Below are 16,090 nucleotides of genomic sequence, written 5' to 3' on the forward strand. Positions count from 1 at the left end.
TCACCTTTTAGTCTATTGCAGCTTTTTCCCGTTTCATTTAAGGTAACCACGCAAATTAGGCGGGTGTAGTTCAGTGGTAGAATGCCAGCTTCCCAAGCTCGAGATACGGGTTCGATTCCCGTCACCCGCTCCACGTCATATTGCTTTTTCCCTCATTTTTACGCTTAACTTCTACTTAAAATTTGCTACACTGCTGGCACTGTTTACTATTTATAAACATTTATTATGCAAACCTTGTTTGAGTTTTATCACGACCAAGTGTTTTATCAGCTAAAAGCCAATAACTTTGGTAAAGAAAAGTTATATCGCAACGGTGAGTTAGTCTCTGAAGGGCGGGCGTTTTTTAGTACCAGTAATGATCACCGTTTTTTATGTCCAAAGCATGGGCCTATGCGGTTGTACTTTAAAGTTTCGTTAAAAACTGCCGATGTCAGTTACCAGCTAGAAGCAGGAAACACCTTACTGTGTGAAGGGAGCACGGCAGCTAAACCCCCTAAATGGCTAAGCAAGTTAGAGCAAAAACTATCGCCTGAGGCAGAACATGCCCAAACGGCGTCGCCTGCAGCGCACGATTCCGAAATGCTAAATCAGCCGCATCTTTCACAGCAAGTACCCGATACAGCGGCCACTTCAGCTCCTTCCCCGTTTAAACAGTGGTTTAAACCCTTATTGGTGCTGGGGGTTATTGCCTTAAAATTGTCGAAAAGTGCTGGTGCCATTAAAGCCGCCTTGGCCGGTACCGCGTTAGCCGGTTGGGCTTGGTTATTTAACCTAGAGTTTGCCATAGGCTTAATTGCCGCCATTCTGATCCACGAATATGGCCATGTCTATGCTATGAAGCGCGCTGGCCTTAAAGTGAAAGGGGTTTACTTATTGCCGTTTATTGGTGGTGCGGCAGTCAGTGAACGCGCGACCAGCCGCTGGCAGGATTTTAAAATCGCCATTGCTGGCCCTGCTTTTGGCACCATAGGGGCTATTGTGGCTTATTGGCTTTGGTTAGAAACCCAGCATTCGGCACTGGCGCTATTTGCAGCCATAAGCTTGCTACTAAACCTGTTTAATTTACTGCCGATGGTGCCACTAGATGGTGGCCGGATAATGCAGGCGGCAGCCTTTAGCCGCAAAGGTAAAGCAGCGAAAACCGGTTTGCTGCTGGTAACCGGTAGCCTGACTTTTGCTACATGGTATTTTGGTTTTTATTTATTAATGGTGTTTGGCATTTTAGGTACGTTAGATCTGCTCTCTGACAGCGAAGAACGTGACAAGGATATAGTGCCAATGACCGATACCGGCATTCTGGTTACGCTACTCAGTTACGTCGGTTTAATGGCTATCTTACTGTGGCTGTCGGTGATGATGGCCGATAGCGGCATTCCGGGTACCAACTTGCCGCTTATTTTTATTTCCAGCTAAGAAGCCACATGGGCGCACTGCTAAAGTCATCGAATTCGAGGGCTTTAGCTTGCATCACGCGGTAAGCTTAACCCCATCGAATTCGATGGGGTTAAAAGTAATATACTGTTTCTATTGGCAATGCTTAAGCAGTTACTTCAAGTACTTTCACTGTCAAAACGTTGTTACTTTATTCCCGTCGAAATCGACGGGAAAAACAAAAATACGCTATTTTTATATGCACTATTTTCAGCGCCATTTTATTTTCCAAAATAATTAAAATTTTTTGTCACACCTAGGCGAGCTGCAGCGACTTGGTAAGGTAACCCATACTTAACTAAGGAAATCGCCATGCGAAACACTAGTCAACATAGCAATAATTGCCAAGCGGATAATAATCCAGCTAAAACAAAACCCAGTTTTTGGACATATTTCGCCATTATTATGACAATTATTGGCGGCGCCATAGCGCCGCAATTGAAAGCCGCCGAAGTCGAAACCGTCTCCAGTTTTCAAGTAGAGGTAATTGGCGAAGGTAAACCGGTATTACTTATTCCGGGCTTAATGTCGGATAGCCGTATTTGGCAACACACTGTAAGTAGTTTAAAAAGTGATTATCAATTACACCTGATTAGCCTAGCAGGTTTTGCTGGCACGCCAGCTATAGCTGGTGAGTTCTTACCCCAAGTACAGCAAGATTTATTGGCTTATATTGAACAGCAAAAGCTGGTTAAACCGGCAGTCATTGGCCATAGCTTAGGGGCTTTTATGGCCTTTGCCTTGGCTAGTAGCGCACCAGAGCAAATTGGTACCGTAGTCGCGGTGGATGGCTTACCCTACATTGCACCTATTTTTAGCCGCAACCCCGCTACGCAGGTCACCGATATGCAAGCCCAAGCCTCGCAAATTAAGGCCTATTATCAAAATATGACGGCCGAACAATTAACCGCCGGTGCCAAGCAAGGGGTGTTTATTCAAGCTCGGTCAGCAGCACATCAACAACTGGTGTTAGAGATGGCCAGCACTTCTGATAGCCACACTGTTGGTCAGGCGATGTATGAACTGCTTACTACCGATTTGCGGCCAAAAGTAAGCTCTATCCAAAGTAAAGTCTGGTTATTAGGTGCCAGTGGTGCGCTACCCGCAGCACAACAAGCAGCTGCTGAAGCCATTTATCAGCAACAACTTGTCACTATTGCTAACGCGACCTTACTAATGAATACTAGCAGTCGCCATTTTATGATGCTGGATGAACCGGAGTGGTTTATTGCTCAGCTCCGTTTGGCCTTACAGGAGTAATAGCAGCATGCCAAACGCCAACCTTAGCGCCCCATTTACTATGTCACTTAGCATTGAACAGCAATTACAGCCCGATGTAACGGCGGCTATTGCTGGCGATATGCAGGCCTTTGGCCGCCTTGTACAGCGTTGCCAAAATAGCGTTAGCAGCATTGCGCTGGCCATTGTAAAAGACTTAGATGCCAGCGAAGAGGTTTGCCAGCAAGTGTTTATTGCCGCCTGGCAGCAACTTAGCAGCCTGCAAAATCCGGCCAGTTTTTTACCCTGGGTGCGGCAGATTACCCGTTATCGCGCCTATAGCTATCTGCGTGAACAACGTGATGCACAGACCGAGCGTGGTACTGACGCTGAAGCCTTGCTAGAGACGTTTGCCAGCGACAGCAGTCCATCAGATGAATTACTGCGCAGCGAGCAGGCCATGCTGATCCGTAATCTACTGGATGAGCTGCCACCGGAAAGCCGGGAAATCGTACTGCTGTTTTACCGTGAAGAACAAAACAGCAATCAGGTCGCTAGTTTATTAGGGGTGACTGAGGCAAATGTACGGAAAAAACTGCAGCGGGTCCGAGAATTGCTAAAAGAGCAGCTATTAGCCAGATACGGCAAGCTGATTTTAAGCACGGCGCCGGGTGTGGGTCTTAGCAGTGCTGTGCTTAGCACCTTACTGATCGCTAGCCCACCTGCCGCTGCCGCGACCGCAAGTGTCATGGCAGCACAGAGCAGCGGACTGGCAAAATTTGGCTGGTTATTGAGTGGGGCGCTACTTGGCGCGCTCGGCGGCATGCTCGGTGTAGTGCTGGGGATGCGCGGCCCGCTAAAAAATGCGGCCAGTGATAACGAGCGTAGTCGCTTATTGCGTTATCGCAATCAGGCTTTGGTTTGGGTTGGCCTCTCAGGCTTACTGCTGGCTGCAGCATATGAATTTACCAGCGGCGCTATAGCACCACTGCTGGCCTTTGGCCTTTTTATGGCCGGCGTGGCTTATCTACAAGTTCGGGTATGGCAAACCATTAAACCGCGCATATTGGCAAAAGCCACCCAGAATGCAGCGGCAAAACGGCAGTATCGCAATAATTTGTTCTGGTGTTGGTTTGGCATGCTCGGTGGTGCGACTGCCGGCTTTGCTGGCTTGATTGCTGGCCTGATCAAAAACGGCCGCTGGTTTTTTGGCTAGGCATAGCACCAAGCTATTTCTCGCTTGGCTTTTTTGATTTGCTACACCTTCTTCAATGTGCAGCTAACCACGCGAACCCTCTGCAAAAGCTTGTTTTATACATCATTTTTAAAGCAAGCTGCTCACTACCCACCAGTTAAGTGAATTTATTTCATAGATTAATGAGAAAACATCATTTTTATTCATCAAAATATCGACGTATAACTACACCATAGAAATACGGACGTCTAGACACCCCAGCTTGTTTCAGTAAAGTAGCTTTCTAGACAAGGAATGGTTTGTCGCTTGCACCAAGTCAAAACAGGTTATTGCGACTGCAAGATGGTAATCAAATAGCAATTAGGAATCTTGATGATGCAAAATAATGACTTCACTTTTACTATTAAACGACTTCGTTTCGACGAACATTATCAGCCTGCGGATAGCACTCGCCTAACCACCAATTTTGCTAATCTGGCCCGCGGTGAGCGACGTCAGCAGAATTTGCGCAATGCCTTAACGATGATTAACAACCGTTTTAATGCTTTAGCCAATTGGGATAACCCGAAAGGTGATCGCTACAGCGTTGAACTGGATATTGTTTCGGTTGATCTGACGCTTGCTGGTAGCAGTAACAGCTTCCCTTCTATTGAAGTACTACAAACCCATATTGTCGATAACACTACCGGACAACGCTTTGAGGGCATTGTCGGCAATAATTTCTCGTCTTATGTGCGGGATTACGATTTTAGCGTTTTGCTGCTGGAGCACAATCAGCAACAAAGCAGCTTTAGCATCCCGGATAATTTTGGCGAGTTGCATGGCAAGCTGTTTCAGCACTTTGTTAGCTCTGCCACCTATAAAACGCACTTTAAAAAGCCGCCGGTAATTTGTTTAAGTGTGTCGGATAACAAAATTTATTACCGCACTGAAAACCGCCATCCGGTGCTGGGAGTGGAATACCAGCCGAATGAAGCCTCGCTCACCGAGCAATATTTTAACAAGATGGGGCTGGCAGTACGTTACTTTATGCCGGCTAACAGTGCGGCCCCTTTGGCCTTTTACTTTTTTGGCGATTTGTTAAACGATTACAGCAATCTGGAGCTGATAAGTACCATCAGCACTATGGAGACCTTTCAGAAAATTTACCGGCCAGAAATTTACAATGCCAATGCCGTTGCAGGCCAGTGTTATCAACCAAATTTACACAATACCGATCATTCGGTAACGCAAATTGTCTATGACCGGGAAGAGCGCAGCAGGCTAGCCAAAGCTCAGGGTAAATTTGCCCAAGAGCACTTTATTAAGCCCTATCAGGCTGTGTTAGCAAAATGGTCCGCTAACCAAACGCAATCAGCCTAATTTTTTGATTTATTTTAGGGCAAGCCCTAAACCTGGATACCTAAATTTATGAAACAGACTTTATTACCTACCTCTACTGCGGGCAGCCTACCTAAACCCGCTTGGCTGGCTGAGCCAGAAACTCTGTGGTCTGCCTGGAAATTGCAGGGCGAAGTCCTCAGCAGCGGCAAGCAAGACGCATTAAGCTTGGCCTTACAGCAACAACAGCAAGCAGGTATTGATATTGTGAGCGATGGCGAACAAAGCCGCCAACACTTTGTCACTACCTTTATCGAGCATTTAAATGGCGTCGATTTTATTAATCGGCAAACGGTCAGAATTCGTAATCGCTATGATGCCAGCGTGCCGACAGTAATAGGCCCAGTGTCGCGGCAAAAACCGGTATTTGTCGAAGATGCTAAATTCTTACGCCAGCAAACCAAGCAACCGATTAAATGGGCACTCCCCGGCCCAATGACCATGATCGATACACTTTGCGATAAGTATTACCACAGCCGGGAAAAACTGGCCTGGGAATTTGCCATTATCCTCAACCAAGAAGCAAAAGAGCTAGAGGCCGCTGGTGTCGATATTATTCAGTTTGATGAGCCTGCTTTTAATGTATTTTTTGATGAGGTGAATGACTGGGGTATTAAATGCTTAGAGCGCGCAATTGAGGGCTTAACATGCGAAACCGCAGTACATATTTGCTATGGCTATGGCATTAAAGCTAATACCGAGTGGAAAAAAACCTTAGGCAGCGAGTGGCGACAATACGAAGCTATTTTCCCAAAACTGCAGCAATCGAACATCGATATTATCTCGTTGGAATGCCATAACTCGCATGTGCCGCTTGAGCTGCTAGCGCTGATCCGCGGTAAAAAAGTGATGGTGGGCGCTATTGATGTGGCAACCAATACCATTGAAACGCCAGAAGAAGTGGCAGCAACCCTCAGAAAAGCGCTGCAATATGTGGATGCGGATAAGCTGTATCCTTGTACTAATTGCGGTATGGCGCCACTGCCTCGCGCTATTGCCACGGGCAAGCTGAATGCCTTGGCGGCAGGTGCGGCTATAGTACGACAAGAAGTACTCACTCAGGGCAACTGCTCACAACAGCCGTTAGCATAGGCACCACTGCTTCTTGAGCTAGCGAGCTGCCACACAATTTTAGTTAAGCCTCTAGCAAGCTTAAATAAAAACGCCGACAAATTGTCGGCGTTTAAGGGTTACAGCAAGCTGTGGTTACTTGTACTGCACGTCGGTGATTTCGTACTCTACCACGCCTTTTGGTGTAGTAATGTTAACAACATCATCCGCTTCTTTGCCAATTAAGCCACGCGCTATCGGTGAGTTAACGGAAATCAGGTTATTTTTAATATCGGCTTCATCATCACCCACGATGCGGTAAGTCACTTCTTCTTCTGTTTCCAGATTAAGAATAGTCACCGTAGCACCGAAAATCACTTTACCGTTATTCGGTAGTTTAGTGATATCGATAATCTGGGCATTCGATAATTTGCCTTCAATATCCTGAATACGCCCTTCAATAAAACCTTGCTGCTCGCGGGCAGCATGGTATTCGGCGTTTTCTTTTAAATCACCGTGCGCACGCGCTTCAGCGATGGCTTGGATCACCGCTGGGCGTTTCACACTTTTTAACTCGTTCAATTCAAGGCGCAGTGCTTCTGCACCCTGAACTGTCATTGGGATTAAACTCATCCGTTAACTCTCTTATGCAATTCCTGTACTGAATTTACGTTAACAAAAGCACTGGCTGCATTGGCTTTTACCGTAGCAAAAGCGGCATTTAAGGTAGTGGTATAATTGACCTTATGTTGCAAGGCACTACGGCGCAACATTTTAGAGTCTTCAATGGCTTGCCGCCCTTCGGTGGTGTTTACAATATAGCTGTATTCACCATTTTTGATGCGGTCTAGCATATTTGGACGGCCTTCAAATACTTTGTTCACCACCCGGCATTCAATACCGGCGGCTTTCAAGGCTGCCGCGGTACCGCCACTGGCGTCTAACTCAAAGCCGGTTTCAACCATACGTTTCGCTAACTCGACCACGCGCACTTTATCGCTGTCGCGTACAGAAAGCAAGGCACGACCACCGGTAGGAATTAAAATGCCACACCCCAGTTCTGCTTTAGCAAAGGCCTCTTCAAAGGTATCACCCACGCCCATTACTTCACCGGTTGAACGCATTTCAGGGCCAAGGATCGGATCCACGCCTGGGAACTTGTTAAACGGAATCACCACTTCTTTTACCGAGAAATACGGAGGGATAATTTCTTTGGTAATACCCTGATCTGCCAATGAACGGCCGGCCATACAGCGCGCGCCCACTTTAGCCACAGCAACGCCAGTCGCTTTTGACACGAAAGGTACGGTACGGGCAGCACGCGGGTTCACTTCAATCAGGTATACTTCGCCATCTTTTACCGCAAACTGGGTATTCATTAAGCCAACCACGCCCAGCTCTAATGCCAGCTTTTTCACCTGATCACGCATCACATCTTGGATCTGCTGTGACAAGCTATGCGGTGGCAAGGTACAGGCAGAATCACCCGAGTGGACACCGGCCTGCTCAATGTGTTCCATAATGCCGCCGATCACCACCTCTTTGCCATCACAGATGGCATCGATATCCACTTCGATGGCATCATCTAAGAAGTTATCTAGCAGTACCGGTGAGTCATTCGAAACGCTTACCGCTTCGTTCATATAGCGACGTAAATCTTGCTCGTCGTACACGATTTCCATAGCCCGGCCGCCTAATACATAAGACGGGCGTACTACCATCGGGTAACCAATTTCAGGGGCTTTAGCTAAGGCTTCATCAAAGCTGGTTACAGTGACGTTTTTCGGCTGTTTTAAGCCTAAACGGGTAACCGCTTGTTGGAAACGCTCACGATCTTCAGCACGGTCAATCGCATCTGGCGATGTACCAATAATTGGCACTCCGTTTGCTTCTAAGGCGCGAGCTAATTTTAATGGCGTTTGGCCACCGTATTGCACGATCACGCCTTTTGGCTGCTCTTTACGCACAATTTCCAACACATCTTCTAAGGTGATCGGTTCAAAGTACAAACGATCTGAGGTGTCGTAATCGGTTGACACGGTTTCAGGGTTACAGTTAACCATAATGGTCTCGTAACCGTCTTCGCGTAAGGCTAAGGCCGCGTGTACACAGCAGTAGTCAAACTCGATACCTTGACCAATGCGGTTCGGGCCACCACCGATAATCATAATCTTATCGCGGTTGGTCGGTGCTGCTTCGCACTCTTCATCGTAAGTGCTGTACATATAAGCGGTGTTAGAGGCAAATTCTGCCGCGCAAGTATCCACCCGCTTGTATACCGGGTGAATATTAAAGCTATAACGCTTTTTACGCACTTCCGTTTCACTTACCCCCAGCACTTCGGCGATACGCTTGTCAGCGAAGCCTTTACGCTTTAAGCGCGCAATGCGCACTTCGTCCAAGGCAGCAAAGCCATCAACACTTAATGCTTGCTCTTCTTTTACCAAATCTTCAATTTGTACTAAGAACCACGGATCCACTTTGGTCAGCTTGAAAATATCGTCCATGCTCATACCAAAACGGAAGGCATCTGCGATATACCAAATACGGTGAGCGCCTGGCTCACGCAGTTCACGGATCAGCTTTTCTTTGGCTTCTGGCGCTTTCAGATCCAAAATAGGATCTAAGCCCGACACGCCAATTTCTAAACCACGTAAGGCTTTTTGCAAAGATTCTTGCTGGTTACGACCAATCGCCATCACCTCACCCACTGACTTCATCTGGGTGGTTAAGCGATCATTAGCACCGGCAAACTTTTCAAAGTTAAAGCGTGGTACCTTGGTGACCACGTAATCGATACTGGGCTCGAATGACGCAGGCGTCACACCACCAGTAATATCGTTAGCTAACTCGTCAAGTGTGTAACCTACGGCCAATTTGGCAGCGACCTTGGCAATCGGGAAACCCGTTGCTTTTGAGGCCAGCGCAGATGAGCGCGATACCCGTGGGTTCATCTCGATAATGACCATGCGGCCATCTTCTGGGTTGATACCAAACTGCACGTTCGAACCACCGGTTTCAACACCAATCTCGCGCAGTACCGCCAAAGAGGCGTTACGCATAATCTGGTATTCTTTGTCGGTCAGGGTTTGTGCTGGTGCTACGGTAATAGAGTCACCGGTATGTACGCCCATAGGGTCAAAGTTTTCAATGGCACAGACGATAATACAGTTATCGTTTTTGTCGCGTACCACTTCCATCTCGTACTCTTTCCAACCAATTAACGATTCGTCAATTAATAGCTCTTTGGTTGGCGACAGATCTAAACCACGGGTACAGATTTCTTCAAATTCTTCGCGGTTATAAGCAATACCGCCGCCCGAGCCACCCATGGTGAACGACGGACGAATAATACAAGGGAAACCAATGCTTTCTAAAACCTGATAGGCTTCTTCCATCGAGTGGGCTAAACCCGCGCGCGGACACGCTAAACCGATGGAACGCATGGCTTTATCAAAGCGGCTACGATCTTCAGCTTTATCAATGGCATCGGCAGTCGCACCAATCATTTCCACATTGTACTTAGCCAGTACACCATGACGCTCTAAATCCAGCGCACAGTTTAGTGCCGTCTGCCCACCCATAGTGGGTAATACAGCGCACGGGCGCTCTTTCTCAATAATTTTTTCAACGACCTGCCAATGAATTGGCTCGATATAGGTGGCATCAGCCATTTCTGGATCGGTCATAATGGTCGCTGGATTAGAGTTCACCAGAATAACGCGGTAGCCTTCTTCTTTTAAGGCTTTACAGGCTTGGGCACCTGAATAGTCAAATTCACAGGCCTGGCCGATAACAATGGGGCCAGCGCCTAAGATCAGAATACTTTTAAGGTCGGTACGTTTTGGCATTGCAATATATCTCCGTAATTCTTTCTTTGCTTATCCCCTTCATCCTTGAAGATACGGGGGTGTTGGCTGCCTTCTCTCACCCCAGTCACATAGTATCCTATGCTCCTGGGGATACGCGTTGCCGCCTACCCGTATCTCCAATGATTTTGGGGATAGGCTTAAGCCTTTTGCATTAATCCGATAAAGTGGTCAAACAGCTCTGAGGCTTCGTGCGGGCCTGGGCTCGCTTCTGGGTGGCCTTGAAAACTGAATGCCGGTTTATCAGTACGGTGGATCCCTTGCAGGGTGCCGTCGAATAACGATTTATGGGTGGCGCGTAAATTAGCCGGTAAGCTCGCTTCTTCTACGGCAAAACCATGGTTTTGCGCAGTGATCAGTACGCGCTTGGTATCAAGGTTTTGCACCGGATGGTTACCACCGTGATGGCCTAAGGTCATTTTTACGGTTTTCGCACCACTGGCCAGTGCCAGTAACTGGTGACCTAAACAGATACCAAAAATAGGAATATCGGTCTCTAAAAAGGCTTTAATGGCTTCGATAGCGTAGGTACAAGGTGCTGGATCGCCTGGGCCGTTGGATAAGAAAATACCATCTGGATTTAAGGCGAGTACTTCGGCAGCCGGCGTTTGCGCTGGCACTACCGTTAATTTACAGCCACGATCCGCTAGCATGCGCAGGATATTACGTTTTACGCCAAAGTCGTAAGCGACAACATGAAATTGTGCAGCTGGGGCCGCTTTATGGCCTTCGCCTAGCTGCCAGCTGCCTTCTGTCCACTGATAGGCTTCAGTCACAGTCACTTCTTTGGCTAAATCCATACCTGATAAGCCTGGAAATCCTTTGGCTAATTGCAGTGCTTTGGCTTCATCTAAATTATCGCCCGCCATCAAGCAGCCATTTTGGGCGCCTTTTTCACGAAGAATACGGGTTAATTTGCGGGTATCGATATCGGCGATGCCGAGAATATTGTTGTTTTTTAAATATTGACTAAGGGAGAGTTGATTACGGAAATTGCTGGCTAACAGCGGGAGGTCACGGATGATAAGGCCTTTCGCCCATATCTTGCCGGATTCCTCATCTTCCTCATTGGTTCCGGTGTTACCAATATGAGGATAAGTAAGTGTTACCATTTGTTCTGCATAAGAAGGATCAGTGAGAATTTCCTGATACCCGGTCATCGAGGTATTAAATACTACCTCACCTACAGAAACTCCCTCGGCGCCAATGGCTGTACCGCGAAACACGGTGCCGTCTTCCAGTACTAGCAGGGCGGACTTAGTCAAAATAACCTCCAAACAGCAAAAAACGGGCGAAAACCTGCGACGCTTTACAACCCGTTTTGACCTAAAATTCTGATACCCGTATTTGTCGCGCACCTGCAGCTCCCGAATTCTTTAAAAAAACTCAGGAAATTTACAGCGTACGGGCAAACCTGCTTATTTTAGGTGAAAAGCATAATTTTGGCTATGACTTTTTTCTTATTTTATAAAAATAGCGGCTTTAACACATTTTTATGCTTAATGCCGCAAAAGTTTAGTCTAACTTTGGTAAACCTAGCACTTGTTGCATGGTATAAAGTCCCGGCTGTTTATTTTGCAACCATAAAGCAGCGCGCAGTGCGCCTTGCGCAAAGGTATTACGGCTAGAGGCTTTGTGACTAATTTCTAGCCTTTCACCAAGATCTGCGAAAAGTGCCGTATGATCGCCAATAATGTCGCCACCACGTACCGTAGCAAAGCCGATAGTTTGCTGTGGCCGCTCGCCAATCATGCCCTCGCGGCCATATACGGCTACCTCGTTTAAGTCGCGGTTTAAGCTTCGTGCAATACTGGCACCAATAGCCATCGCCGTACCAGACGGCGAGTCTTTTTTAAAGCGGTGATGTGCTTCAATGATTTCAATATCGGCGGTGTTACCCATTACTTTGGCCGCAGTTTGCGCCAAATGCAGCAGTAAATTCACCCCCACACTCATATTCGGCGCCCACACAATGGGGATCACTTTACTCGCAGCCTGAATGTCGGCGTACTGCGCATCGGTTAAGCCGGTTACGCCAATAATCATCGCCTTGCGCTCGGCAACACACAACTGCAGGTGCGCCAACATGGGCTCTGGCATGGTAAAGTCAATCCAGACCTCGGCTTTTTGTAAGGCGGCCGTTGCGGTCGCGTCTAATGCTATACCCAGTTTGCCGCAGCCTGCTAACTCACCGGCGTCTATGCCGATTAAGTCTGAGCCAGTGCGCACCGTTGCCGCAGCCAAGTTTAGCTGTTGCTCTTTTGCCACCGTCACTAAGGCACGGCCCATCCGACCGTTAGCACCGAAAATCCCAATACTTGTCATAATCTACTCTGCAAAATCTATTTTTCGTTATTAAAACAAAAGCGCGGCCGATAAAAAAGCAAAACAGCCGTCTTTAAGGAAAAACGGCTGTTTTAAGGGTGTTACAGCGTTATGGCCAAAGATTCAAATTATCCCTAGCCTTGTTACTGCTGCTTGCATCTTAGCATTTACAGTGCAACTACAAGGCGAGTTGCAAAATACTACGACTTACCTCTGGCGTAATATCACCATGCTCGCCAAGCTTCACCATCTTATGCTGCACCAGTTTTTCGACCAGCTTATCTACTACCTCCGCTTTCAAGCCATAATCGGTCAAGCGGGTTGGTACGCCCATCCGCTCAAAGAAATGCCGGGTATGGCTAATGGCTTCATCAATTAAGCGCTCTTCGTCCTGATGCTGTAATTGCCATACGCGCTGGCCGAATTGCAATAACTTCGCGCGTTTTTGCTGGCGTTGTTGCTGCATTAACGCCGGTAGCACGATAGCTAACGTTTGGGCATGGTCTAAACCGTATAAAGCGGTAATTTCATGACCAATCATATGTGTAGCCCAATCTTGCGGCACGCCCTGACCAATTAAGCCATTTAGCGCCATAGTCGCCGCCCACATGATATTGGCGCGCACCTCGTAGTTTTCAGGATCGGCCATCACTTTCGGGCCTTCCTCAATCAGCGTAAGCAATAAGCCCTCCGCAAAACGGTCCTGCACTGGGGCATTCACCGGATAGGTCAGGTATTGCTCCATCACATGCACAAACGCATCCACCACGCCATTCGCGGTTTGTTTCGGTGGTAGGCTATAGGTGACGGTAGGATCAAGAATGGCAAACTGTGGGAACACCAAGGCGCTGCTAAACGCCAGTTTCTCTTGGGTTTCATAGCGAGTAACAACCGAGTTGCCATTACTCTCAGTGCCGGTTGCGGGTAGCGTTAACACACAGCCAAGCGGCACCGCTTCGGTTATTTTCGCGCCCTTGGCTAAAATATCCCAGGCATCGCCATTAAATAGCGCAGCCGCCGCGACAAACTTGGCGCCATCGATCACACTGCCGCCACCTACCGCTAAAATAAAATCGATTTTTTCGCGCCGAACGATATCGGCAGCTCGCATTAGGGTTTCAAAACTGGGGTTTGGCTCTACCCCCGAAAATTCGATAAAGCTGCAGTCCTTTAAGGCTGTAGTCACTTGCTGATAGACGCCATTATGTTTTATCGAACCACCACCATAGATCAGCAATACTTTCTGAAAAGGCTTTACTAAGTTGCTAAGCTGCGCCATTTGCTCACGGCCAAAGATAATACGGGTAGGATTTTGAAAAGAAAAATTAAACATTAAGCTGCTCCACTTTTTTGAGTACTGTTACTTAGCACTTTGCATAGCACTGATCACAGTACTGCTCTCAGTACCGTCACCCGACGCAGTTAAACCACGAGGGCTTAACCTTGGACGGTTAAACGAAAGACATAAACGTTTAAGTACGCCAGTTTCATCTATGGGGCTTTTACTAAATTGGATCAAGTCAGCTGACCACTGTGGCTAACGAAAAGCGACCGTTAGCCTTAGCGACACGACTAAATCAACGGTATTCCCCCCGTAATTGTCGCACTTGTTGCTCCAGCATAGCAGCACTTGCCTCTGTCGGCGCCACGGCAGTAGTAGCAGTTAACGTCACCTTTGACCAAAAACGTCCTTTAGGTTTAAAAGCACCCTTACCATGATGGCTAAAAAACGAGCCCCACAAACCTTGCAACGCCATAGGCACAACAGGAACAGGGCTTTCGCTGATAATACGTTCAATCCCGGGGCGGAAGCTGTCTATCTCACCATCTTTGGTTAGGCGCCCTTCTGGGAAAATGCAAATCAAATTCCCCTCAGCCAGCTCACGTTTTATTGCAGCAAAAGCGGCTTCATAAATGGCTTCATCTTGTTGCTTACCACAGATAGGAATGGTTCTGGCGGCACGAAATAACCAGTTAGCGACCGGCAAATCATAGATCCCTTTATACATCACAAAGCGCACTGGCCGACGCACTGCGCCGGCAATAAGCAGCGCATCCACATAACTGACATGGTTAGCGACCAGCACGGCCGCGCCATCATCTGGGATATGCTCCAGCCCCTGCGCCTTGACCCGATACATCGTATGGCTGAGCAGATAAATCACAAAACGCAGCACAAATTCCGGCACCCGCGTGTAGACGTAGATCGCCACGACCGCATTCATTAACGCCAATATTAAAAAGTATTGCGGTATCGTCAGTTTAAATACGGCTAAAAACACAATGCCCGCGGCGGCACTGACCACCATAAATAACGCATTAAAAATATTGTTAGCTGCGATGATCCGCGCCCGCTGCTCGGGCTGCGCCCGTTGTTGCAGCATGGCATATAACGGCACAATAAAAAGCCCGCCGAACACGCCAATCAGGGTAAGATCCAATAATACCCACCAACCAAAGGCCGAACTGAAAAATGTTCCTAGCGAGACCAATTCAGTCACGGCTAGCTCTGGCGTACTAAAATACAGACTGATACCGAAAACCGTTAAACCGGCGGAGCCGATAGGGACGATGCCTAGCTCAACTTTATCACCCGACAAGCGCTCACACAGTAATGAGCCCAGCCCTACGCCCACCGAAAAGGCCACCAATAAAGCCGTTACGACGGTGTTGTCGCCCCCCAATACCGTTTTAGCAAAATTAGGAAACTGCGTTAAATAACTGGCTCCTAAAAACCAAAACCAGCTAATGGCCATAATAGCGAGGTACAGCGTGCGGTTTTGATAACTAATTTTTACGGTCTCGACACTTTGCTGCCAAGGAGCAAAGCGAAACTTAGGGGCGCCCGCCACAACGCCAACGGCCGGGATCATTAAACTCACCAAGTACCCCATAAGCGCAAAGACAATGACCATAACGCCGATCCATAACAGCGCATTGGCAAAACCAACTAATAACCCACCAACAATGGTGCCCAGCAAAATCGCCACAAAGGTGCCCAGCTCTACCCAAGCATTACCAGCCAGCAATTGGCGATCGGTTAACAGTTGCGGCAAGATGGCATATTTTACCGGCCCAAAAAAAGCCGATTGTGCACCCATTAAAAATAGCAGCGCCAACAGCAGTAAATACTGCTCAAACAGAAAGGCAGCCGCCGCCAATAGCATTAGACCGATTTCCAACAACTTGAGACGCTGAATAAGTTTGGTTTTACAGACACTGTCGGCCAGCGTACCTGCTGTGGCTGAAAACAATAAGAACGGCAAAATAAATAAGCCTGCCGCCAAATTCATACTGACATCGACGCTCCACGGCATGGCGCTGGCCGCAGTAAAGGTCAGCAACAGCATCAATGCGTTTTTGAATACATTGTCGTTAAACGCGCCAAGGGCTTGGGTCAAAAAAAACGGCACAAAACGCTTTGATGCAAGATTTTGCCTAGCGGCCATACTAGCTCCCTGCCAGATAATGCTGGCTTAATAAGATGATTACGCTATGGTTGTTCTGATAATGCGCTATGAATTACTCTGTTAAGAACACTTTACAACATTTTAGTTTCTTTTTATTTGTCTCTGTTTTAACCTGCTAGCCCAAGGTTTGACAAGACGTCTGGACATCTATA

11 protein-coding genes and 1 tRNA gene are annotated in these 16,090 nt (G+C 47.6%); 6 read left to right on the top strand and 6 right to left on the bottom strand.

Going from position 1 to position 16,090, the window contains the following annotated elements; translation table 11 throughout:
• The first annotated feature begins 59 nt into the window (after window positions 1–59).
• From ACO1PK_RS03550 to ACO1PK_RS03575, 6 genes are all read left to right on the top strand, one after another.
• A tRNA-Gly gene (locus tag ACO1PK_RS03550) sits at window positions 60–133 on the top strand.
• A 92-nt stretch (window positions 134–225) separates the two neighbouring features.
• A complete protein-coding gene (locus ACO1PK_RS03555) occupies window positions 226–1,413 on the top strand; it encodes a site-2 protease family protein (protein WP_423187297.1) in 1,188 nt (395 codons plus the stop codon).
• 330 nt (window positions 1,414–1,743) lie between these two features.
• Window positions 1,744–2,691, top strand: coding sequence for an alpha/beta fold hydrolase (locus tag ACO1PK_RS03560; RefSeq protein WP_423187298.1), 948 nt, complete (start codon window positions 1,744–1,746; stop codon window positions 2,689–2,691).
• A gap of 7 nt (window positions 2,692–2,698) precedes the next feature.
• The gene (locus ACO1PK_RS03565; RefSeq protein WP_423187299.1) at window positions 2,699–3,865 is read left to right on the top strand and encodes an RNA polymerase sigma factor; all 1,167 of its coding nucleotides are present in this window, start codon (window positions 2,699–2,701) and stop codon (window positions 3,863–3,865) included.
• 354 nt (window positions 3,866–4,219) lie between these two features.
• The gene (locus ACO1PK_RS03570) at window positions 4,220–5,206 is read left to right on the top strand and encodes a DUF1852 domain-containing protein (RefSeq protein ID WP_423188162.1); all 987 of its coding nucleotides are present in this window, start codon (window positions 4,220–4,222) and stop codon (window positions 5,204–5,206) included.
• 48 nt (window positions 5,207–5,254) lie between these two features.
• Complete coding sequence (locus tag ACO1PK_RS03575; RefSeq protein ID WP_423187300.1) at window positions 5,255–6,316, top strand: methionine synthase; 1,062 nt, start codon at window positions 5,255–5,257, stop codon at window positions 6,314–6,316.
• Between the two features lie 114 nt (window positions 6,317–6,430).
• Here the strand turns inward: ACO1PK_RS03575 and greA are convergent, their stop codons facing one another.
• From greA to ACO1PK_RS03605, 6 genes are all read right to left on the bottom strand, one after another.
• Entirely contained in the window at window positions 6,431–6,907 is a 477-nt protein-coding gene (gene greA / locus ACO1PK_RS03580) for a transcription elongation factor GreA (protein WP_423187301.1), read from the bottom strand.
• A complete protein-coding gene (gene carB, locus ACO1PK_RS03585) occupies window positions 6,904–10,125 on the bottom strand; it encodes a carbamoyl-phosphate synthase large subunit (protein WP_423187302.1) in 3,222 nt (1,073 codons plus the stop codon). The genes greA and carB overlap by 4 nt, the downstream gene beginning before the upstream one ends.
• 158 nt (window positions 10,126–10,283) lie before the next feature.
• Window positions 10,284–11,408, bottom strand: coding sequence for a glutamine-hydrolyzing carbamoyl-phosphate synthase small subunit (gene carA / locus ACO1PK_RS03590; RefSeq protein WP_423187303.1), 1,125 nt, complete (start codon window positions 11,406–11,408; stop codon window positions 10,284–10,286).
• A 250-nt stretch (window positions 11,409–11,658) separates the two neighbouring features.
• Window positions 11,659–12,468, bottom strand: a complete 810-nt coding sequence (gene dapB / locus ACO1PK_RS03595) for a 4-hydroxy-tetrahydrodipicolinate reductase (RefSeq protein ID WP_423187304.1) — start codon at window positions 12,466–12,468, stop codon at window positions 11,659–11,661.
• Window positions 12,469–12,646: 178 nt separating this feature from the next.
• Window positions 12,647–13,801 (bottom strand): iron-containing alcohol dehydrogenase, encoded by a 1,155-nt coding sequence (locus tag ACO1PK_RS03600; RefSeq protein ID WP_423187305.1) that lies wholly within the window; start codon window positions 13,799–13,801, stop codon window positions 12,647–12,649.
• 244 nt (window positions 13,802–14,045) lie between these two features.
• Window positions 14,046–15,917, bottom strand: coding sequence for an MFS transporter (locus ACO1PK_RS03605; protein ID WP_423187306.1), 1,872 nt, complete (start codon window positions 15,915–15,917; stop codon window positions 14,046–14,048).
• Window positions 15,918–16,090: the final 173 nt, after the last annotated feature.

Source organism: Alishewanella sp. d11, assembly GCF_049390205.1.
In the GTDB taxonomy this organism is placed as follows: Bacteria; Pseudomonadota; Gammaproteobacteria; order Enterobacterales; family Alteromonadaceae; genus Alishewanella.

Excerpts from the sequence above, each read along its gene's own strand:
- ACO1PK_RS03555 (WP_423187297.1), top strand. The coding sequence starts at position 226 with ATGCAAACCTTGTTTGAGTTTTATCACGACCAAGTGTTTTATCAGCTA.
- ACO1PK_RS03560 (WP_423187298.1), top strand. The coding sequence starts at position 1,744 with ATGCGAAACACTAGTCAACATAGCAATAATTGCCAAGCGGATAATAAT.
- ACO1PK_RS03565 (WP_423187299.1), top strand. The coding sequence starts at position 2,699 with ATGCCAAACGCCAACCTTAGCGCCCCATTTACTATGTCACTTAGCATT.
- ACO1PK_RS03570 (WP_423188162.1), top strand. The coding sequence starts at position 4,220 with ATGCAAAATAATGACTTCACTTTTACTATTAAACGACTTCGTTTCGAC.
- ACO1PK_RS03575 (WP_423187300.1), top strand. The coding sequence starts at position 5,255 with ATGAAACAGACTTTATTACCTACCTCTACTGCGGGCAGCCTACCTAAA.
- greA (WP_423187301.1), bottom strand. The coding sequence starts at position 6,907 with ATGAGTTTAATCCCAATGACAGTTCAGGGTGCAGAAGCACTGCGCCTT.
- carB (WP_423187302.1), bottom strand. The coding sequence starts at position 10,125 with ATGCCAAAACGTACCGACCTTAAAAGTATTCTGATCTTAGGCGCTGGC.
- dapB (WP_423187304.1), bottom strand. The coding sequence starts at position 12,468 with ATGACAAGTATTGGGATTTTCGGTGCTAACGGTCGGATGGGCCGTGCC.
- ACO1PK_RS03600 (WP_423187305.1), bottom strand. The coding sequence starts at position 13,801 with ATGTTTAATTTTTCTTTTCAAAATCCTACCCGTATTATCTTTGGCCGT.
- ACO1PK_RS03605 (WP_423187306.1), bottom strand. The coding sequence starts at position 15,917 with ATGGCCGCTAGGCAAAATCTTGCATCAAAGCGTTTTGTGCCGTTTTTT.